Origin of the sequence: Nonomuraea sp. NPDC050540, assembly GCF_044457485.1 — a bacterium.
Taxonomy (GTDB): domain Bacteria; phylum Actinomycetota; class Actinomycetes; order Streptosporangiales; family Streptosporangiaceae; genus Nonomuraea.
Genome location: NZ_JBITHA010000039.1, coordinates 1 through 18,542, shown reverse-complemented (window position 1 = coordinate 18,542; position 18,542 = coordinate 1). Strand labels below are relative to the sequence as shown.

The window sequence follows — 18,542 nt, the reverse complement described above, 5'->3', positions numbered from 1 at the left end:
GTCGCCAGAATCTCCCGATTCATTCCACTGACCACCGCACACGACTTGACCGACCCTGAGCCGTAGCCGATGTCATCTGCCACGGGGCCGGATCTGCTTGAGGGTGCCGTCTATGCTCCTTTCTGCCTCTCCCCCTCGCGTTAATGCCCTCGCACGATCAGTCGCTCATTTGTACCGTCCTGTCCTTGAGGCGTATCACATCGCCAGCCGACTGGGAGGCTAATCACGAGACCAGACGAAGTGGGCTCACCGCTAGGAGCTATGACTTTGCACCGGCTAAAAGAGAGCGGCCCATATGATTCGATGCCACTCAGCAACACGGAGCTGCGGAATTCAACCTCTTCGAACTCGGTAGGTCTTTCCTCGCGAGATTCCATCAAGCCACTTCTGCGCCCGCAGGTTGCGCCGTTGAATGACGCGTCCCCATTGAAAGTAACTGCGCAAAAGCTGGTTCTGCCAGAAAAACTTGTATTCGAGAAATCGGCACGGCCGCCTATTTTAACGTGCCAGCACGAGCAATGCGAGAGGTGTGAATCAGAACAGGATAGGCCGCACTCAAGTTCTGTTTCAGTAATCCAAAGGTTCTCTACAACCGCACTCTCAAGGTTTAGATCCTTCAAAAAGGTTGATTTATGAATGCCGAGACCTCCCAAATTTGCCAACCTGAGCGATGCGTCGCCGTCGAGCTCTACCGAATCGAACATCAGCTCGTCCATGACTTCAATTCCGTCTAAGCTAACCGAGTCGCCGAACTTTGCTCCATCGAATTTCAAGCTCCGCACTTTGGCGCCTTTGAAGCTCATTCCTCCGCTTGTTCGGATTTTCTTGAAGCTTCCCGTGAAGGCGAACTCACAGTGGGCGAAGTTTGCACCCACAGAGAACTCGGCACAATCGAAGGTCGCCCATCCAAAGGCAGAATCGGAGAAATCCGCCTCGCCAATGAACCGAGTATTGGAGAAGTCGGCCGACCGGACATGACACCCGCGGAGGGTGAAGTCTTCGAGCTCAACCCCCGAAAGCTCGAGAACTATATTGCCCCAGAAGGAGCTAGACAAGCTCCCGATGGAGGGGCGCAGATGATTAGTTAGTATCTCCTGTATCGCTAGCTTTACCCGCTTCTCTTCTGCCGTGGACTCATCCGGCGATGATACTTTCCGCAAGCAAGCGCAAAAGACGTTTATAATCGTCTGGCGATGTTCTGAGTGGCTTTGAGCAAGTCGCTCCAGAGCATACAGTCCGCCAAGCCGAACAGATGCGTTGGAATCACCGAGAAGCTCAACTGCCTTAACATATAGTTCGGTTATCCGCTTCTCTTCCGCATCCAGCTCCGTATGATATTGTGCGCGTTCCTGCAGCTGGTGCCTTCGCACCGCCAACACCAATGCCAAGGCTCCACCGGTACCGGCACCCACGGTGAGGGCAGTTTTTATGGCCTCCATCTGAAGCTGGGGATCAGTTCCGGCGGTTGACTTCATAACCTGAAGTGATACCCAGAAAGCGATGAGAGCTAGAAGCAACCCACCAAGAATCCATCCCCAAAACCCTGATATACCGTCTGCTCTTTTACGCTTGGTAAGAATCCTGCGGGCGGCGTAACGGCCGAGCAATACGGCCGGGATCATCACGCATACAGCGATAACCGCCCTAAATTGCTCTTGCGAGATCCTCAAAGTCGCGATCCAGGGGCGCACAAACTCCCAGAGGTTCGCCGCACCACTCAGCCCTAACAGAATCGCTAGGCTGAGTAGGACTTTAAACCAGACCTGAGGAGTCCCGGAAACAAGTCGCTCATAATAGGATCCGCGGGAGCGCCTACGCCCAAGGAATCTCACTATTCTCCACTCATTTCGAGTGTATGGGCGCGGGCCTTCCATCTGTGGCACCTCCGCCTTTCCGGATCTCTCTGATATTTTAGTTGGAATGTCGTCCCGATAGTAATTCATGAACAATCAAATAGTAAGCACCCGCATCGCGATCCTGTCTGATCGGTTCGTACGTCGACCCACCGAGTAGCTGTAGCTGGTCTCCTGGGCTTGCCTGGGTCGATGGTGCGAGGCGATCAGGCTTCCACCGCAACCACTCCGCACGCCCCGTCCCGCGAAATGGTCACCTTGGGCCGTAGATCTTCGCCGAAGGCGTGTTCTGGCCGTCAGTGGCGCGACCGGGATGCTTCCCGACTGGCGGTGTGAAGTAATGCGATCGGCGTAGCCAGTCTCTGCGTCGGTCAGTGCGCGTGGGCAGCACGGGCCGCGACCGGTCGGAGAGCGTGTGGGTGCCAGGAACTCGGCCACCCTACGCGGCCTGCGCATACTCGTGGATCAGCCCACCGAGACGGTCACGGCGGACGACCTCGATATCGGCCTCGACCGTGTCCCGCTCGGAAATACGGTTTGGTGCTCTGAGCTGGGGTTTTGCTGCGGGATCAGAGCGGCGGCTGCGACCATCGCAAGATGTTGTTATCGCTGCTCTACCGGTTGGTGAGGTGCTCGTTCGGCTTGCTGGCGGTGCTGGTCCGCTCTGATCGGTCCAAGGATGTTGAGCTGCTGGTGCTCCGTCACGAGAATCAGGTGCTGCGCCGTCAGCTCGGTGACCGGCCGCGGTGGAGTCACGCCGACCGGCTCTGGCTTGCGGCATTGTCGAGGCTGATTCGCCGTCGCCGGTGGGCGGAGGTGTTTCCAGTCACCCCGGCGACGATCTTGCGCTGGCATCGCAACCTTGTGGCGCGTAAGTGGACCTTCACCGACAGGCGGCGCCCGGGACGGCCCTGCACCCGTCCGCCGGTCAGGGCACTGATTGTTCGGATGGCGCGGGAGAATCCGACCTGGGGGCACAGGAGAATCCAAGGCGAGTTGGCTCGCCTGGGTTACCCGATCGCGGCCTCCACGGTGTGGGAGATCCTGCATGTGGCAGGTATCGATCCGGCGCCTCGCCGGGCTGGCCCGACCTGGCGGCAGTTCCTGGCCGCGCAAGCCCGCGCGATCATCGCCTGTGACTTCCTGGTGGTCGAGACGGTGCTGCTCAAACGGGTGTATGTGCTGATTTTCATCGAGCACGGCTCCCGGCGACTCCACCTGGCCGGAATAACCGCGAACCCGACCGGAGCATGGACGGCGCAGCAAGCACGCAACCTAGTCATGGATCTGGGTGACAGCATCGCTGGCCTGCAATTCTTGATCCACGATCGGGACCCGCTCTTCACCTCCGTCTTTCGGGAGGTCTTCACAGCCGAAGGGCTGCGGGTCATCACCACGCTGCCGCGGACGCCGAGGATGAACGCCATCTGCGAGCGGGTCATCGGCACCCTACGCCGCGAACTCCTCGACCGGATCCTGATCCTCGGCGAACGCCACCTGGCCTTGGTGCTCCGTGAATACCTGATCCACTACAACGGCCACCGGCCACACCAGTCCCGGCACCAACGGCCCCCGAACACCGCAAAGCAGCCCGCCCGCGACGTGACCGACCTCAACGACCCGCGATCCATCCGCCGAAAACCCTTCGTTGCAGGCACGATCAACGAATACCACCACGCCGCTTAACCGCAGCTCAGGACACGTAACTCAATATTTGAGCGGCACACCGTGCTGCGGCTGGTCGAGCGGAAGCGGATCGATCTGGACGCTCCCGTGGAGCGCTATCTGCCGGGGGCGCTGCGAGGCAGCGGGGATGGGGCCGGCATCGATGGGCGGAAGCTCACGATGCGGATGCTGCTGCAGCAGACCAGCGGGCTGCCCGAGTACGGCAACGCGGTCGCGTGGCAGGAGCCGTTCCCGGACTTCCTGAAGGTGGCGCTGACGCTCAAGCCCACCGTGGCACGTTCGCCTACTCCAACATCAACTGGTGTCGACAGTGGTCTCGCCGGGGGTTGGACGTGGTCAGTGTGCGCCCTCTGCCGTGCGCACCAATGCTCCGGCCGCCTCCGCCGAGGACCTGCGGACGACGTTCCGGGCCGATGCAGGCAAGGACGCGGGCGGTGATGGTGCCCCACACCGGCGGTGTCCACCACCACGTCCGTGGGGACACGCAACGTCCGCCACGAGGCGCGAGTCGTCCCCAGAGATGTGCGATGGCCTGGACGCCAAGTCGGCTCATGAGATACCAGCGGTGCCTGGACCGCCCAGCAGGCCCGTAACCTGCTCATGGACCACGGCCGCAGGGTCGCCTCGTTCCGAATTGCGCTCATGGTTACGAGACTCGTCGAGGCTTGGTGACTGGTGTCAGGCCACGCCTGCTGGACAGGAGTTTGACGTCCTTTGGGCTGCTGGCCCGTTGGAGGCTCTTGAGCACAGCCTGCTGGGTTTCTGGCGTCCAGAAGATCTTCAGGCTTTCGCGCGAACGGGTCACGGCTGTGTAGAAGATGCTGTGTGTGATGTCGTCTTCGTTGGCGTCGGTGATGACGATCTTGACGGAGTCGTACTCAAGGCCCTGCGCCTTGTGGATCGAGACGGCATAGGCCACCTGGAATGGGACGGAGATGTTCAGCGAGTCGTCGTCTTCGTCGCTGGTGTCCGTCTCGAAGACGGAGAAGCGCACGGTCGACCCCCCCACCCATTTGAGCTCGTCACTGTCAACGTCGAAGTCACTGAGCGGCCGGTCGAGTTCGACATCGAACTGGATTCGCCCGGAGGCGTGCTGGATGTGGACGATCCGCCCCTTCAAGTTGTTGTAGATGACGGGGCGGAAGCGTTCGGTCTCGTTGAACAGCACCGGATCGCCGACCTTGTAGGTGGAGGCACCCCAGGTGGTTGGGGTGTTGGGGTTGCTGCTCTGGAGGAACCTGTTGATGTTGTTGATCCCGTAGAGGCCGTCGTAGTTCAAGCACAGGATGATCTCATCATCGCGTTGGGCCTTGAACAGCGATTTGTCGAGCACGCTTGAGTAGCCGTTGCGGGCGATGACCTCGGCGATGTCGTCGTCCAGGTTCCGGACCTTGCCCCAGAAGCTCAGGAGTGACTTGCTCTTGGTTCTGAAGGGTGTCGTCAGCTCGAACACCGATGTGCATGGGATGAACGAGCGAATGATGCCAAACCAGTTCCCGAACTGGATCGACTCAATCTGGTACACGTCACCGACCAACACGAGCAACTTGAATGACGTCCGCTCCAACACCTTGAGCAGGTCGCTATTGCTGACGGTGCTGCACTCGTCGATGACCAGAATGTCGTACTCCACATCGGAGACGATCCGGTGGATCTGGCTGCTGATCGTCCGGAAGGTGGAGTGCTGCGCGGTGACCCTGCGCTTGAGGTTGTCGATCGCCGGGTTGGTGTGAGCGAGAAAGAGTTTCGCCTTTTCGTTGAAGTAGTTCGCGATGTGATCGACCATCGTCGACTTGCCCGTTCCGGCCGCCCCGTAGACCAGCGCGACTCTCGACCGGCCGAACAGCAGCTTGAGCGCGCCCTTCTTCACCTCGTCATCAATGCCACGAGGCGTCTGGTCGAGCCAGCGTTCGACGGCCTCGCTATACCCCTCGATCCCCGAGGACGCGTATTGCTGGAGCTTCTCCACAATGGCGACGGTGTCATCCTCATACCCCCGGATGAAGACGTGCCCCTTGTCCAGGACCAGCTGGCGCTCGGTGTGCCCGGAGTAGAGCTGGCGGTTGTAGATGGAGATCAGACCTCCGACGTCTCCGAACTCCGCGAGATCGGCCACTGGTGTGTAGAGGACCCCGTGGCGCTCGACGTTGTTTTTCACCCGGCGAGCGAGCAGCTCATGATCTCGGCCGTTGATGTCGAGGCTCTCGATAATGTCCCAATACCGCGGGTTGTGCCCCGGCAGGGACGTACAGAAGGGCATCGTATCGAACGGGATACAGCCATACTGAAGGTGCAGCCTGGATAGAAGCGCGCACGCCTCCCGACCGCGCTGGCCCTTGAGTACCTGGTTGTGCATCCGCAGGAGCAGATAACGGATGACGTTGTGGCCTGGCGCGCCCGACCGCATAATGCCGCGCGCCTTATCCAGAGCAGGAAAGATCTGTGGCGTGCTCGTGCGAGGCGTACCCGCGATCTTCGTCGCCTCGTACTGGTTATCGGGCATGTCGATGAGGTCGAGCAGGCTGCCCATGCCCACCGTCAGCCCTCTCATCAGGTAGCGGTACTCCGCAGAGTCAGTCCGAACCCTGCTCGTGATGCCCAGGAGACGTGCGAAGTTATCGAACTCGCAAGGGCGGATGGAGACCTCCCATGCGTGGATGATGGTGATCGGCATGCTCTGATCGAGCACGTCGATCGAATCACGCTGGAGCGTCAGCATGGCCGCGTACTTGTCAGTCAAGTCGATGTCAGTGAAGGCGATGATGCGGTCGAACTTGCTGACCTTGTTGACCGCACGGAAGAAGGTGACCTCGTAGTAGATGCGGCCTCCGACGAAGAATGGACGCGTCTTGTGAATGTAGTACCGGGACCGCACGCTGATGTCCGGCGGAGCCGAACGGGCCGCCACAATCCTCGCAGCGATCTTCTCGTGGTACTCCCGCAGCGACGGATCGAGATCAACCGGGAACGCTTCGAGGTTCACCAGCACGGCGATCCCACACTTGTCCTGGAGCAGACTGCGGATGCGATGGAGGTACTCGTAGTACTTGAGCATCAGGCGCTCAGACGCATCCCCATCCAGGGTGTAGTGAGAGGCACTCGCCTGGATGAGCTTGTGGAACTTGCCGAGGAAGTTCAGCTTGCCATTGGCTCGGACGAACTCGAGCGCTGGCTCCACAGCTGCGTAGCTGAACTCGGCATCATCCCTGCCCACGTGGATACGGACTGCTACACCCTCGACCAGATTACGGAGTTGAGCAAGTACGTTCTGCGATAGCAGATCACGCTGGTCCAGGAGCGAGGCAATGTTGCGACAGATCGTCTTGTCCACACTCCGGATCTGTTCGCCAACCGTTGTCATCTTGAGCTCTCCTCCTCAGAGCCAACAGGACCGCTGCGCACGTGGAAGACCGGCAATGCTGCAGCGGCACGCAGATGCTGATGGGGCGTCCCGACCGTCGGCGTTCGCGGGTTGAGCCGATTCGACGCCCACGGTGGCCTGCTAGCAGCCTCTGCCTGCCGACCAGCATCGTCTTCATCCAGGCAGGAGGTTCTGATGGAACCGGTGCCGGGCCGGGCGTTCGGGATCTTGACGCATTTTATGGGACGGCTCACCCCGTGCGCCCGCTCTTTTGGGGTTCGCGTTTTCTCAGCTTCCATAGTTGGCAAGAAGGCCCTCGACGTGTGGCCGCGTGGACATTCCAGCTGATGCTGCCGCGGGGGTACGAGGTACTGCTGCAGCGCGTTCGCCCTCACCTCGCCTGTACAGCCAAGCTGATGGACGCCAAAACCATCTTGGCTGAACGATGACGACTTACCGTCCTGGGCGGCTGATCGTCGTTGCTGGCGGCGACCTGCCACGTCGACCTATGGCAGCGCGGCCCCGTGACCGCCCGGTTGCGCACCGCCGCCGCGATGGCCCGGCAGGCCGACCACCCGGAGATCACAGCCTGGTGTCTGGAGACCGAAGCCTGGCAAGTCCTGTCGTCCACGGGCGACGCCGGTCGTGCTGCTCTGGCTCAAGCCTGTACCGTAATCCGCGCAGCGGCGGCGTCGAATGGTCAACCGCGCCTGCTCTTCGGTAGGGTTAGCTTCGTCCGCCTCCGTAGCTCAGGGGATAGAGCACCGCTCTCCTAAAGCGGGTGCCGCAGGTTCGAATCCTGCCGGGGGCACCACTCCAACGCATGTTCGATCTTGGTGTTGTGGATGTGCAGGTCGCCGTCCAGGCAGTGGGCGTATACCTTGAGCAGCACGTCCACGCCGTGCCCGGCGCGCTCGGCTACCTCCGCCGGTGCCACGCCCGCGTTCAGCCATAGACTGACGGCCGCGTGTCGTAGGTCGTATGGCCGGGCTGCCAGAGGTGATGCCTGCTGTTCGCTAGTCAGCGCTGCCCGGCGCGCCTCCGCCCACACCCGCGACAAGGCCGATGGCGTGTATGGCTTGCCGGTCGGCGTGCAAAACAGGCGGCCATCCTTGGCCGTGCCGTACGCATGCATGTGTTCGCGCAGGATATGCACCAGTGCGAGCGGGATCGGCACCTGCCGCGTCGCCTTGCTTGCCCGGTGCTTCAGAGAGCGTGGCTCGGATGTCTCGCCGGAGTCGGTCCAGCGGCTGCCGCTTTGTGGCCGGGAGCCGTCCAGAATCAGCAGTCCCCAGCCATGTTCGGGGAGGTGGCAGTTGTCCTTGCGCAGCGCCGCCACCTCCTCCGGCCGGAGCCCGGCGTAGTACATGGTGGCGAACAGAGCCCGCATGCGGGCGCCGCGTTCGCGGCCGACCAGCGCGACGCAGTCCAGCAACAGGACGGCCTGCGCCGGGTTGACAACCACGCGCGGATCCACGGCTGGGTTTGTTCGCGGTGGTGTCCATTTGATGCGGTCCAGCGGGTTGAAGGTGAACAACTGCTGCTCCACTGCCCACTCCAGTAGCTGGTGCAGGATCGCCCGGCGGCGTTTCACGGTGTTGGCTGCCGCTGGCCGGCCATCCAGGTTGACCGACAGGGCGGCCAGCGCGCGCCGCAGTTCGGTGGCGTCCCACAGCGACCGCACCGGCAGTGAGGCGCGCTGCAGCCAAGCCAGCGCCACCGCCTGCGGCTTTGTCATGGGGATCCGCCGTTCCTCCGGCACCAGCGCATGGTCGCGCAGCGCTGCCCGCAAGACATTCACTTCTGGCCTATCAGAGCGCTCTTCGGTCAGCGTGGTCAGCAGCTGCGCCAGCGCATACGACTCCGTCTCCCGGGTGCGAGGAGCGCTACTGGGCCAGCGGCCCAGCAGGAACGCCTGCGTCAGCTCGAGCAGGGATGGTCCTGTCCGGGGTGTCATCGACGTTGGCAGGCCGGTGTCGATGGCGAACTCCTCTCCCGCCTTGGCGGCCTGCCGCAGGTCGGATGTGAAGGCGGCGGCCAGGTTTGCGGTCGTGAAGCTGCGGGACTTGGGCTGGCGGGCGACCGTCCATCGGGCGATATAGGCGGGGCCGCGCTTGTTTTGGCGGACCTGCACGGCCCCGATGCGTACGAGGTAGGAGGCGCGTCGACCGTTGAGCTGGTCAGAGTGCGGCGGCCGGGAGAGAGGGACGATCACAGAGGAAGCATAGGGTGGGCCGCCGATGGGGTGGCTGTCGAATGGTCACCCGCCTGTGGGTGCCCGAAACTCGGGCGTCTGAGCTGACCTGGGGTTCGGTGTTCCCGTTTCTTGCAGGCCTGATCGCTGTTCATGGCGTTGCGGTTGATCTATCTGGTCTTCGTCTAACTCGCGGGTTGGTGATGCTATAGGCCCACTCGCAGAGGTCGAAGGGTGCGGAGATCCTCGTCTTGCATCATCAACTCGCGGTGTTGCGTCTCCAGGTGGCAGGGCCCCGGCTGGCGTGGGCGGATCGAGCGGTGATCAGCGCGCTGGCGCGGCTGCTGTCTCCAGCCGGTCGTCTGCGGTTGTTCGTGACGCCGGGCACGCTGCTGCGCTGCCACGCCCGATCTGGTATCGCGGGGTTGGATCTTCAAGAGAACGCGAAGGTCGTGGATTCGATTGGCCCTCTCACATGGCCCGCGATCCGCCAGGTTATGAGGATCGAGCGGGGCTCGTGCCCTAATGGCCGCGTGAGCGACCGGCTAGTTCAGGCCGGATCCGCTGATGGCAAGCGCCGAGCCATCTGTATCACGAAATCTGAGGGGCCACCTGACCGCCAGTAACCGTTCTTCGTGTGATAGCCGGGACCGAGGATCAGGTGCAATATTCTCCCGCTGGTTACGGAGCGTAGGTGCGGGCCCGGAGAATTGCCCGCCGTCTCGAAGGGCGTGCTGGGCCAGCTCACCGTGAGCCATCTTCTTCTCGGCGGGGTCGCCGGGAGCGGGTTCGGGGATCGTCTGCTGTCGCCTTCTTAGTGGGGCGTGGTGAGCATGATGAGGGCTACGTGGCTGCGTCGACCAGTTATTTCGTGGCCTGGTCGGCTGTGTCGCCGCGGCCAGACGTTCCTGCGGGGTCTCGCAGGCCGGTGACGGTGAGCCCGTGGACGCCGTGACGCGGGCGCCTCGGTGGGTGTGTTTGACGGCGGATCTGTGACGTGCAGCGCTCTGCCGGGGTGAAGGAAATTTTGAATGCTTCTGCCATGTGCGACGGCCAGTGGGCGCCGGACGTCGCCAGGTCGGATGCTGGTTTCCTGGGCCTCACCGTGGCCAGGGGGCGGGGTGGGCGAGGTGGGCTTCTGTCTCGGCCGCGCCGGGCCGAGACAGAAGCCGCAGAGGGTCTAGTCGGCGCAGATGGCGTAGACGCTGATGCCGACGTCGTTAAAGCCGTCCTGGCGGCCGATTCCGATCCAGCCGCGCCCGTCGGTGGTGGGGAAGGAGCCGACGAGGATCGCCCGGTTGCCTTGGGCTTCGGCGCCGCCGCCGAGGACGCGCTTGGTGCCGGGGCAGAGCAGCGTGCGGCGCTGGAAGTTGGGGACGTTGGCGTTGGGGAGCGTGACGAGTTGATAGCCCGGCGGCAGTGCTGCCTGGCGGGCCGAGGCCGGCTTGGCCGCGGTGCTGGCGGTGGCGGTGGTGGCCGCGCACACGCACGCTCCGGCCGCCAGGAGGGCGAGCGGAAGGGCCAGGAGTTTCTTGGACAGCATGGCTTCTCCTTCGTGGTGTCCTTGGCGGACGCACTTCGGGCAGCACAAAGCCGGTGATGGCGATGCTGGAGGAAGTGGCCGCCGGGGGGGAGGACCTGTCGCCCAGAGTGTTCACGCCATTACGCCAAGCTGTCTATGGGCGTTCTGCCTGGCGGTCCGAGCAGTTGCGTGATGGACGCCCGCGACGTATGTGACCACGCCGCCAGCCCTTCCCGGCCCGGCTCAGGCCTTCCTTGCCCGGCCACCGGGCAGCGGCGACATCTTGAGCAGGATCGCGGCCTGTGGTCGTGTTGGCTCCTGATGTCCGGGTTTTGCGACCGGGTGCCGGGCTGTTACGGGCCTACTTCGACGAAGATGGGCCGCTGTTTCTGTGGGTTGACACCCTGGGCCGACACCAGGTCAGTTGAGATGGTCAGCCTGTCCCGCCCTCGCCCCTGACCAGGCCCCCCTTTTTCCTGGCCGAGGCACCGGGACAGGAAGGCCTCCCCCGTGCGACGCTCTTTCGCGCTCGTGGCCGCAACCGCCGTACTCCTGACCATCCCGCTCTCGGCTTCCCCCGCCCTGGCCGACCCGCCCGGCGTGCCCGATCTGGCCACCGCCCAGGCCGAGCTGGCCGCCCTCACCGTCGCTCCCGAAAGCCATGACGACACCTACGACCGTGCCCTGTTCCCGCACTGGTCGACGGTTTCCGGCGCCTGCAACACGCGCGAGACCGTGCTGATCCGCGACGGCCAGGACGTCGTCACCAACCCCTCCACCTGCGCTCCGATATCCGGCACCTGGGTCAGCCCGTACGACGGCGGGGTGTGGAGCCAGGCCAGCGATATCGACATCGACCACATGGTCGCGCTGAAGGAGGGCTGGCGCTCCGGGGCGTGGGCTTGGACGACCACCCGCCGCAAGGCGTTCGCGAACTCGCTGGACGACAGCCAGCTGTGGAGCGTCACCGACAACATCAACCAGTCCAAGGGCGACCAAGACCCGTCCACCTGGCGTCCGCCGCTGACCTCCTTCCACTGCACCTACGCCAAAAGCTGGATCGATGTGAAATACGACTGGAGCCTGAGCGCGCAGCCGTCGGAGGTCGACGCCTTGCACGACATGCTGGCCACCTGCTGACCGCACGAGCGCGATGCCCAGCCGGGCTTCGGTCGCGATCAGCCCGAAGCCCCGGCACCAGCAACCCGGGCAGGCAGCCGTCGGCCCTCGTCCAGCGGAAAGCGCGGGCTTCAGCCGTGCTCGAGCGCGTCGCCCCCGTGATCCACGACAGAGCAGCCGAGGCCGTCGGCTCACCCTTCAACGACCTCAGGATCTGGGAGGGCCCCAGCGATATCCGGGCGTGTCCTGGCAGGAGCCGGTCGACGCCGTCGCCCCCTGCCCGCTCATCGCCATCCCCCGTTCCGTGCTCCACCTGCCGAGCTAGCATGAGGAAGACGACGACTGGGACGACCGCGAACGTGGGAACTTCCCGGCCGAACCAGACTCCGATGACCTGTACTGACCCCGAACCAGGTGCGTCAGCCTGCGGTCACCGGTGAGCCCATGGCGCATCGGCGTGACCAGAGAGACGCCAGCAGAACCTGGACCACGGACCCTCCGCGTGAGCGCGGGCGGCCCCTCGCGCATCAGACCCGGACGACCGAGACGATGCTGCCGGCCAGCCGCCCGGCGCGGGCAGCGGCGGCGAGCCGCTCTACCCTTGCGGGACGTCCTCGATCCAGCTGACCAGGGGCCTCACACTCGTCACCGGCCATGCGCAAGCGGGGGATGTATCCAGCGCCATCCGGCAGAATCTCGACCGACTGCGGCTCAAGCTCGGGCGGGATGGTACTCATGCCCCTGGGCGCAGCGCGGAGCCGAAAACGCATTCGATTTGATGGACTTCGGCGGAAACTTGCCGCGTCTGGGGTGCGAAGCGCGGACCGGGGTGCCACGGTGGAGGGGCGGCGCCCCGAGGTCCTGCGGTGGGGACCACAACCGGACGCCTACTCCTCCATGAACATGGCCACAACCCTCGGGGTGCCTGCCCAGGCAGCGCTCCGAAGGTCGTACGCTGTCCGTTCACTGCGCACGGCTGCTCACAGGCGCGGAGGATTCAGCGCCTGTGAGCGCGGGCACGGTGACCGGCACACACGACGACCCCAGGCCAGAACGGCGCGTACTCGACGTATCGCCTAGAAGGTCGTTCCAACCTGGGGCCAGTTCAGTGCATCATCAGGGTCGGCGACAGGCTGCTACTTGAAGACGACCCACGCCATGGCCAGAACCGCAAGGCCGGTGGCGAGGATGATGCACAGCCGGGTGGTCTGGGCATTGCTGTAGAGGGCGTCCCGGACCACCCGGGCCATCTCCCCACCCAGCGAGCTCGGCGGCGGCCACTCCTCAGCAGGCTGCGGCTCCTCAGGCCGATCCTGTGGTGGAGGCCGGTTGGAGCCGGCCGAGAGCGGTTCTGTCATCGCAGATCCCTTTCTTTCCAAACGCTCCGAATCTCCGAATTGTCCTGGACGACGAACGGCTCCCGCCGATACGCGGGAGCCGCCCTTTGTCGCCCATAAAAGAAGCCTTCATCGACAGGCTCCGACGCGGGAAACCCTCCCACAAGATCAGTCCCCCGTCATACAGTTCAAGGCTCTGGAGTGGATTTGCCCCACCGGGAATGACCCACCTACACCCGCTGCGCCCGGCAGGCCCCGGCGCACGGGGTGAAAGTCGCGAAGACATGCAATCATCTGCAGCCAGTGCAATTCCAGTGAGAGATTACGGAGACGGCGATGGATGCATTCGTAGGCGACATAGTGCGCATACTTCACCCCAATCCCGACCAGGCGACGCTAGGGATGGGTTTTGAGTTCTTCCAGCTCACGGACGAAGCGTTCAGGTTGCGGACCGTCCTGGAGCAGGAGCTGATCGAAGCTCAAGACGGCGCGACCTCGAATTTCGACCCACTGATCTACATGCTGGAGCAGCTGGCCGCGGAGAAAGAGCTCATCGACGATCAAATACGGCGTCTCATCACATACGGCAGGCACTTCGTCCGGCCCCGGCCGTACCAGCTCGCCTCGCTCGCGCGAGCGAGCAGATTTTCCATCTCCGGCGCCCGCCTCATCAGCAATGACCCCGGCAGGAAATGGGCCATCGCCCGAAGCATCAACAAACAGGACATTTCCGGGGAACATCTCCCGCCCGAGGAAGACGGCGATGAGACCGCGATAGCCGATGGCCTGGCTGAGTTTCGATTGGCGGAGTTCCGCGCCCAGCTCAAGCGGAAAACCGGCCAAAAACCACAGGCCCAGAAAGCCGACCTTCCCGGTCATTTGTATACGACCCTGGACGCCGACCTGGATTCGACGTCGTAGCGGGTCTGCGCCGATGCCCGCCATAGCGCGGCCGCCTCGGCCTGCAGCTCGTGGTGCGCGCCGAAGTCCATCTCGCGCCAGCCGGCCCGGCGCAGGCACTCCAGCACGGCGGACAGGTCGTCGGCGGTCAGGACCTGACGCAGCCGGGCAGGCCAGTCCTCCGGGTGTCGTGTCATCGGCGACATGCAGGTGCAGCATGTGACACGATGCGGGCGCGAGGACGGATGCAAAGATCGTGCATCGGGGCGCGGGCCTGTCTCCAGCACGGCGGCCCCGTAGCCCCGCCGAGGCAGTGCAATGCCGGAGGCTACGCCGACAGTTCAGGGCGGCAGGACCCGGCCGACGCGCTCGATCCCCTGCTGCAGTTCGGTCAGGCGGGCGAGCTCGGCGCGGTGCACGTCCAGCACGGCGCCGATCGCCTCGGGCGGGATCTGGTCGCGCAGGCCGACGGCGGCGCCGCGGTAGCCGTCCCGTACGGCGTCGCGCGCGCGGGCGGTGTGCTCGTACGCAGAGGGGGCCAGCAGCAGGGGGTGCTTGGCGAGCACGTCGCGGTGCTTGCGGTAGTCCGGCGGCATCGCCTCCTGGAGCAGCCAGTCGATCGCCTTGTCCGGCCAGCCGTCGGCGCCGGGCGCTGGCACGACGTCCGGTGGCCACGCGTCGGGCAACCGGCGCCCGCCATCGTCCGCGCCCACCGGCGGCGCGACGCAGGCGGGCGGATCCCAGGGCAGGCGGGTGTAGTCGACGCCCTCGATCGGGGCCAAGCTGTGAGTTTCACCTGTAGTAGCCGGGGTTTCGGCGCCATCGGGTCGAGGTGTCCCACGGATCGGATCATAGCTCCATCGGGATCATGACGCTGAGCTGGGGAGTTTCGCTCAGGGCACCGGACAGAAAGTTGACACTGTCCGGTGCCAGGCTACGACAGGTCGCGCTGGGAGGTGATGTCGCCGAGCTGGAGCGGGGCATAGCCTTTGGCTACCTAACTATCGGTCATCTGGCGACGCCCGCTTCGGTAGCAGGGTCAGCAGGGCACACCCGGCCGTGAGCAGGGTGCCGAGAGCGGTCATCTGTGGCGCTGGAAGGATCGCCACCGCCACAATGACGATGATGATCACGATTCCGCTCCTGCTGCGTGGCTCTCCTTTGGAGGGGACATGGGGGCCGAGGCGATTCATCTGGTCAGCTCCTTCTACCGGCTCGCGGCCGGCGATCAGGGCAGGCCGGGATCTCGTGCTCGCAGCGTCGAAATCCCGGCAGGCTGGTCGATCGGATGGCGCAACGGTCGCATCGTTGCGGGAAGGCGATCAACGGGTCTTGGACAATACGTAGACAACCCGACTCATTCGTGGGACAAAGCTCTTCGGTACGTCGCACGATGTGCTCATGCCACGGCGGCCCAGACCCCTGCGCGCAGACGAGGGGCCCACTGCTCGGTTCGCACTTGCTCTTCGAGAGTTGCGAGATCGCGCAGGTGCGAAAGCACCATCGATAGACCAGATCAGCGTGCGCGCTGGTATCCCGCGCTCCACGCTCTACGCAGCTTTGCGCGGCCAGCGCGTCCCGACGCGCGATGTCCTCGCCAGCCTCGTACAGGCGTGGGGTGGCGACGAGGGCGAGTGGATGATCAGGCGCAGCGCCGCTGAGGCCGAACTGGAGGCGGTCAGGCTTCTGACGCCGACCCAGCGGCCCGCTCACCAGGACACTTACGTCAGCCTTCGGTCCAACCGGGTCAGCACCTCAGTTCCCTCGATGGAAGACAACACGCTGGCGGAGTTCGCTCTCCGGCTGTCTGAGCTTCGTGCAGCGAGGGGCCTGCCGTCATATAGGGACCTATCACGCCAATCGGGAATTCCCTACAGCACCGTTGCCGCCTCCTTCTCGGGCAAGGTGCTGCCGAAGTGGGAGGCAATAGGGAAGATCGTGAAGATCCTGCAGGGCGACATCCATGTCTGGCGGTTCAGGTGGGAGGAACTCGCTTCGCTCCACCACCGCCGGACATGAATCGGCTGCGGGTGACAGACCAGCAACGCGGGTGTGACTCGCCCTGTACCGCTTCATAACTCATCGCGTGGTGCTTGATCTGCGGCTTTGACCTCCACAGGCCCTATGGGCAAGATCGCAGTTCGTATCGGTTCGTCTGCTGTATCTCACCTTGATCCGGGTGTTCGGCTGGCTGGTGTTGCTGGGGCGTAGCCAGGCGTCCAAGGATGCCGAGATCATGGTGCTCCGTCACGAGGTTGCCGTGTTGAAGCGTCAGGTCGTCCGGCCGAGGCCGGACTGGGCCGATAGGGCGCTCTTCGCTGCATTGGCCCGCTTTCTGCCGTCGGTGCTGCGAGCTCATAGGCTGGTCACCCCGGGAACCTTGCTGGCCTGGCACCGTCGTCTGATCAAACACTCCTGGACCTATCCCCACCGCACTGGCCGTCCCGGAACCAGCAAAGAGGTCCGGGATCTGGTCCTCCGCCTGGCCCGTGAGAACCCAAGATGGGGATACCGGCGGGTCCACGGTGAACTGGTTCGCCTCGGCATGCAGGTCAGCGCGGCGACCGTGCGGCGGATCCTGCGTTCACGCCGGCACAGTCCGGCGCCACGAACCTTCGACACCTCTTGGCGGACGCTTCTACGGCTGCAAGCGAAGGGACTGCTCGCCTGCGACTTCTTCCACGTCGACACGGTCTTCTTGAAGCGCTTGTACGTGTTGTTCGTGATGGAGGTGGAAACCCGACGCGTTCACGTCTTGGGCGTCACCGCCCATCCTGCCGGCGCCTGGACAGCTCAGCAGGCCCGCAACCTGCTCATGGACCTCGGGAACAGAGCCACCTCGTTCCGGTTCCTCGTCCGTGACCGGGACGTCAAGTTCACCGGTCATACTTGCCCGGCTGTACTTGCTTCGCCGCGGTCGAGCACACCACCCGAGCACGCCACCCGCCGAGTCCACGTGCTGCGGGTCACAGCGAACCCGACCGCTGGCTGGGTCGCCCAGCAAGCCCGCAACCTGATACTCGACCTGGGCGATCGTATCGGTGACTTCCGATTCGTGATCAGAGACCGGGACAGCAAGTTCACCGCTCTGTTCGATGAGGCGTTCACGACCGAGGATATCTGCGTGGTGCTCAGCGCACCGCAGGCTCCTCGGATGAACGCGGTCAAGGAGCGGTGGGTGGGCAGCGTACGCCGTGAACTACTCGACCGGATCCTCCTCATGAACGAACGCCACCAACGCAAGGTCCTTGCCGAGTACGAGGCCCACTTCACTATGCATCGTCCGCATCGAGCCCCGCAGCAGGCCAGCCCTCTGCGGGCACTACCCGATCCGGTCGACGCCGATATCCATGTCTCCCGACGAGACCGGCTCGGCGGCCTGCTACATGAATACGCCCAGGTTGCTTGAGGGGACAAGATATTCGGCACCCACAACGCCGACGGCCCCACCGAGTTCGGCCAGGCGGACCAGGGTGTGGTTGGACAGCGGAATCGAGGCACGGTAAGACAGCGGTTGCGGAGGTCAGGCCAGTGTGGGCTTGGTTTGTAGTGCTCGGGCAGCATGTGTGCGAGGCGGCGCCGGCATCGGGCGGGCTCGTCGAGGGCAGCGTCCTGGATCAAGGTGGCTCCCCCTCCCGGGCAGGTGGGTAGCCAGGGTGAGTATCTCTGCCGGGTGGTGTCGTCGAGGGCGGCCAGGCGGGCCCGGTGCTGGTAGTCGCGGCTGTTGAACTGGACGTCGTCCAGGATGATTCACCGATCGGCCGCATATGGCTTGGCCAGTGTGGACGGGTTCGGCTGGTGGATGGCCGCGACGAGCCCGCCCGCCGTCAGCAGTTCAAGAGGTAATGAGGCGGCTGTCGTACCCGGCATTGATGAGAGCCTCATAGGCGTCAAGCACCTCTTCCGGAACGTGCTGCTCGATAGCGTATCCCTGCTTGGGGTAGTCGATGATGCGTTGGAGGTCGCCGACGAGCATGTCCAGTACCAGCCGGGCATCGCCGATGGACTTGAGGTAGGCGTCGAACTCCAGCGGCTCTGAGGTGCACACCACCTCGGCCTCGGGCCATGCCTTGCGGGCGGTGGCGTAGCTGCGCCGCTCCATGTACGGCTTGGAGATCAGCATTACCGTTGCCGGGGTGATCCCAGCTTCGGCCAGCACACGCCGCGAGTAGGTGATGTTCTGGCCGGTGTTGCCCGCCTTCGGCTCCAGAAGCACTACCGCTTCAGGCATACCCCGCTCGATCGCTCGCTCCCGGAAGTGGACGGCCTCGCCGCGCGGGAACACGGCCCGTGTGGTGGGGCTGTTGCCGCCGGAGAACACCAGTACCGGGAACATGCCAGCCTGGTAGAGGTCGATGGCGGTGTCGGCGACACCGAGGTCGTGGGAGCCAAGACCGATGGCGGCATCACACGGCTGCACCTGGTGGCGCACTTGGTGGTAGTCCCAGATGAGCAGAGCCTGCCCGCGGATCTCGTCGCTGATCATCTCGCTCGTCGTGATGTTGCTGGTCACGAAGTCTCCCTGGTCACCGTCTCCGCAGGCCGGTCCGGCTCGCGGCATGTCCGCCGG

General features: G+C 64.0%; 15 protein-coding genes, 1 tRNA gene and 1 pseudogene. 6 read left to right on the top strand and 11 right to left on the bottom strand.

The features are described from left to right. Nucleotides 1–140: 140 nt before the first annotated feature. A complete protein-coding gene (locus ACIBI5_RS53670) occupies nucleotides 141–1,943 on the bottom strand; it encodes a pentapeptide repeat-containing protein (protein WP_397259490.1) in 1,803 nt (600 codons plus the stop codon). A gap of 507 nt (nucleotides 1,944–2,450) precedes the next feature. Here ACIBI5_RS53670 and ACIBI5_RS53665 point away from each other — a divergent pair. Beyond that, nucleotides 2,451–3,539 (top strand): integrase core domain-containing protein, encoded by a 1,089-nt coding sequence (locus tag ACIBI5_RS53665; protein ID WP_397259488.1) that lies wholly within the window; start codon nucleotides 2,451–2,453, stop codon nucleotides 3,537–3,539. 42 nt (nucleotides 3,540–3,581) lie between these two features. After that, a complete protein-coding gene (locus ACIBI5_RS53660; RefSeq protein WP_397259487.1) occupies nucleotides 3,582–3,977 on the top strand; it encodes a serine hydrolase in 396 nt (131 codons plus the stop codon). Nucleotides 3,978–4,185: 208 nt separating this feature from the next. On the opposite strand, the gene ACIBI5_RS53655 is transcribed toward ACIBI5_RS53660, so the two are convergent. After that, a complete protein-coding gene (locus ACIBI5_RS53655) occupies nucleotides 4,186–6,900 on the bottom strand; it encodes an ATP-dependent RecD-like DNA helicase (RefSeq protein WP_397259486.1) in 2,715 nt (904 codons plus the stop codon). A 738-nt stretch (nucleotides 6,901–7,638) separates the two neighbouring features. Here ACIBI5_RS53655 and ACIBI5_RS53650 point away from each other — a divergent pair. Continuing rightward, nucleotides 7,639–7,714 (top strand) — tRNA-Arg (locus ACIBI5_RS53650). Here the strand turns inward: ACIBI5_RS53650 and ACIBI5_RS53645 are convergent. Together ACIBI5_RS53645 and ACIBI5_RS53640 are read right to left on the bottom strand one after the other, a co-directional pair. Further along, nucleotides 7,673–8,638 carry a tyrosine-type recombinase/integrase gene (locus ACIBI5_RS53645; protein WP_397259500.1) on the bottom strand — a complete coding sequence of 322 codons (966 nt, stop codon included), beginning with the start codon at nucleotides 8,636–8,638 and terminating at the stop codon, nucleotides 7,673–7,675. The two genes, ACIBI5_RS53650 and ACIBI5_RS53645, sit on opposite strands and share 42 nt — an antisense overlap. Before the next feature lie 1,636 nt (nucleotides 8,639–10,274). Further along, the gene (locus ACIBI5_RS53640) at nucleotides 10,275–10,637 is read right to left on the bottom strand and encodes a hypothetical protein (RefSeq protein WP_397259485.1); all 363 of its coding nucleotides are present in this window, start codon (nucleotides 10,635–10,637) and stop codon (nucleotides 10,275–10,277) included. A 489-nt stretch (nucleotides 10,638–11,126) separates the two neighbouring features. Here ACIBI5_RS53640 and ACIBI5_RS53635 point away from each other — a divergent pair, with 489 nt between their 5' ends. Next, nucleotides 11,127–11,756: a DUF1524 domain-containing protein gene (locus ACIBI5_RS53635; protein WP_397259484.1), complete on the top strand. Its 630-nt coding sequence runs from the start codon at nucleotides 11,127–11,129 to the stop codon at nucleotides 11,754–11,756. 1,115 nt (nucleotides 11,757–12,871) lie between these two features. On the opposite strand, the gene ACIBI5_RS53630 is transcribed toward ACIBI5_RS53635, so the two are convergent. The 5 genes from ACIBI5_RS53630 to ACIBI5_RS53610 all read right to left on the bottom strand — a co-directional run bounded on the left by ACIBI5_RS53630 (nucleotide 12,872) and on the right by ACIBI5_RS53610 (nucleotide 15,105). Then, entirely contained in the window at nucleotides 12,872–13,093 is a 222-nt protein-coding gene (locus ACIBI5_RS53630; protein WP_397259483.1) for a hypothetical protein, read from the bottom strand. A 375-nt stretch (nucleotides 13,094–13,468) separates the two neighbouring features. Further along, nucleotides 13,469–13,951 carry a hypothetical protein gene (locus tag ACIBI5_RS53625; RefSeq protein ID WP_397259482.1) on the bottom strand — a complete coding sequence of 161 codons (483 nt, stop codon included), beginning with the start codon at nucleotides 13,949–13,951 and terminating at the stop codon, nucleotides 13,469–13,471. Next, the gene (locus tag ACIBI5_RS53620; protein ID WP_397259481.1) at nucleotides 13,948–14,169 is read right to left on the bottom strand and encodes a hypothetical protein; all 222 of its coding nucleotides are present in this window, start codon (nucleotides 14,167–14,169) and stop codon (nucleotides 13,948–13,950) included. The genes ACIBI5_RS53625 and ACIBI5_RS53620 overlap by 4 nt, the downstream gene beginning before the upstream one ends. A gap of 144 nt (nucleotides 14,170–14,313) precedes the next feature. Then, nucleotides 14,314–14,754, bottom strand: a complete 441-nt coding sequence (locus ACIBI5_RS53615; RefSeq protein ID WP_397259480.1) for a hypothetical protein — start codon at nucleotides 14,752–14,754, stop codon at nucleotides 14,314–14,316. A gap of 219 nt (nucleotides 14,755–14,973) precedes the next feature. Then, nucleotides 14,974–15,105 carry a hypothetical protein gene (locus ACIBI5_RS53610; protein ID WP_397259479.1) on the bottom strand — a complete coding sequence of 44 codons (132 nt, stop codon included), beginning with the start codon at nucleotides 15,103–15,105 and terminating at the stop codon, nucleotides 14,974–14,976. Nucleotides 15,106–15,373: 268 nt separating this feature from the next. Between ACIBI5_RS53610 and ACIBI5_RS53605 the strand changes: the two genes are divergently transcribed. Together ACIBI5_RS53605 and ACIBI5_RS53600 are read left to right on the top strand one after the other, a co-directional pair. After that, entirely contained in the window at nucleotides 15,374–15,991 is a 618-nt protein-coding gene (locus ACIBI5_RS53605; RefSeq protein ID WP_397259477.1) for a helix-turn-helix transcriptional regulator, read from the top strand. A 160-nt stretch (nucleotides 15,992–16,151) separates the two neighbouring features. Continuing rightward, the gene (locus ACIBI5_RS53600; RefSeq protein ID WP_397259475.1) at nucleotides 16,152–17,381 is read left to right on the top strand and encodes a helix-turn-helix domain-containing protein; all 1,230 of its coding nucleotides are present in this window, start codon (nucleotides 16,152–16,154) and stop codon (nucleotides 17,379–17,381) included. 122 nt (nucleotides 17,382–17,503) lie between these two features. On the opposite strand, the pseudogene ACIBI5_RS53595 reads toward ACIBI5_RS53600, so the two are convergent. Both ACIBI5_RS53595 and ACIBI5_RS53590 read right to left on the bottom strand, forming a co-directional pair. Beyond that, a pseudogene (locus ACIBI5_RS53595) lies at nucleotides 17,504–17,716 on the bottom strand (hypothetical protein); the annotation flags it as partial. Nucleotides 17,717–17,807: 91 nt separating this feature from the next. Further along, nucleotides 17,808–18,485 carry a YdcF family protein gene (locus ACIBI5_RS53590; RefSeq protein ID WP_397259473.1) on the bottom strand — a complete coding sequence of 226 codons (678 nt, stop codon included), beginning with the start codon at nucleotides 18,483–18,485 and terminating at the stop codon, nucleotides 17,808–17,810. Between the last annotated feature and the right edge of the window lie 57 nt (nucleotides 18,486–18,542).

What these genes read in the sequence shown, in the direction of transcription:
- ACIBI5_RS53670 (WP_397259490.1), bottom strand. Translation starts at nt 1,943, where the DNA reads ATGAATTACTATCGGGACGACATTCCAACTAAAATATCAGAGAGATCC.
- ACIBI5_RS53665 (WP_397259488.1), top strand. Translation starts at nt 2,451, where the DNA reads ATGTTGTTATCGCTGCTCTACCGGTTGGTGAGGTGCTCGTTCGGCTTG.
- ACIBI5_RS53655 (WP_397259486.1), bottom strand. Translation starts at nt 6,900, where the DNA reads ATGACAACGGTTGGCGAACAGATCCGGAGTGTGGACAAGACGATCTGT.
- ACIBI5_RS53645 (WP_397259500.1), bottom strand. Translation starts at nt 8,638, where the DNA reads ATGACAAAGCCGCAGGCGGTGGCGCTGGCTTGGCTGCAGCGCGCCTCA.
- ACIBI5_RS53640 (WP_397259485.1), bottom strand. Translation starts at nt 10,637, where the DNA reads ATGCTGTCCAAGAAACTCCTGGCCCTTCCGCTCGCCCTCCTGGCGGCC.
- ACIBI5_RS53630 (WP_397259483.1), bottom strand. Translation starts at nt 13,093, where the DNA reads ATGACAGAACCGCTCTCGGCCGGCTCCAACCGGCCTCCACCACAGGAT.
- ACIBI5_RS53625 (WP_397259482.1), bottom strand. Translation starts at nt 13,951, where the DNA reads ATGACCGGGAAGGTCGGCTTTCTGGGCCTGTGGTTTTTGGCCGGTTTT.
- ACIBI5_RS53620 (WP_397259481.1), bottom strand. Translation starts at nt 14,169, where the DNA reads ATGACACGACACCCGGAGGACTGGCCTGCCCGGCTGCGTCAGGTCCTG.
- ACIBI5_RS53605 (WP_397259477.1), top strand. Translation starts at nt 15,374, where the DNA reads ATGCCACGGCGGCCCAGACCCCTGCGCGCAGACGAGGGGCCCACTGCT.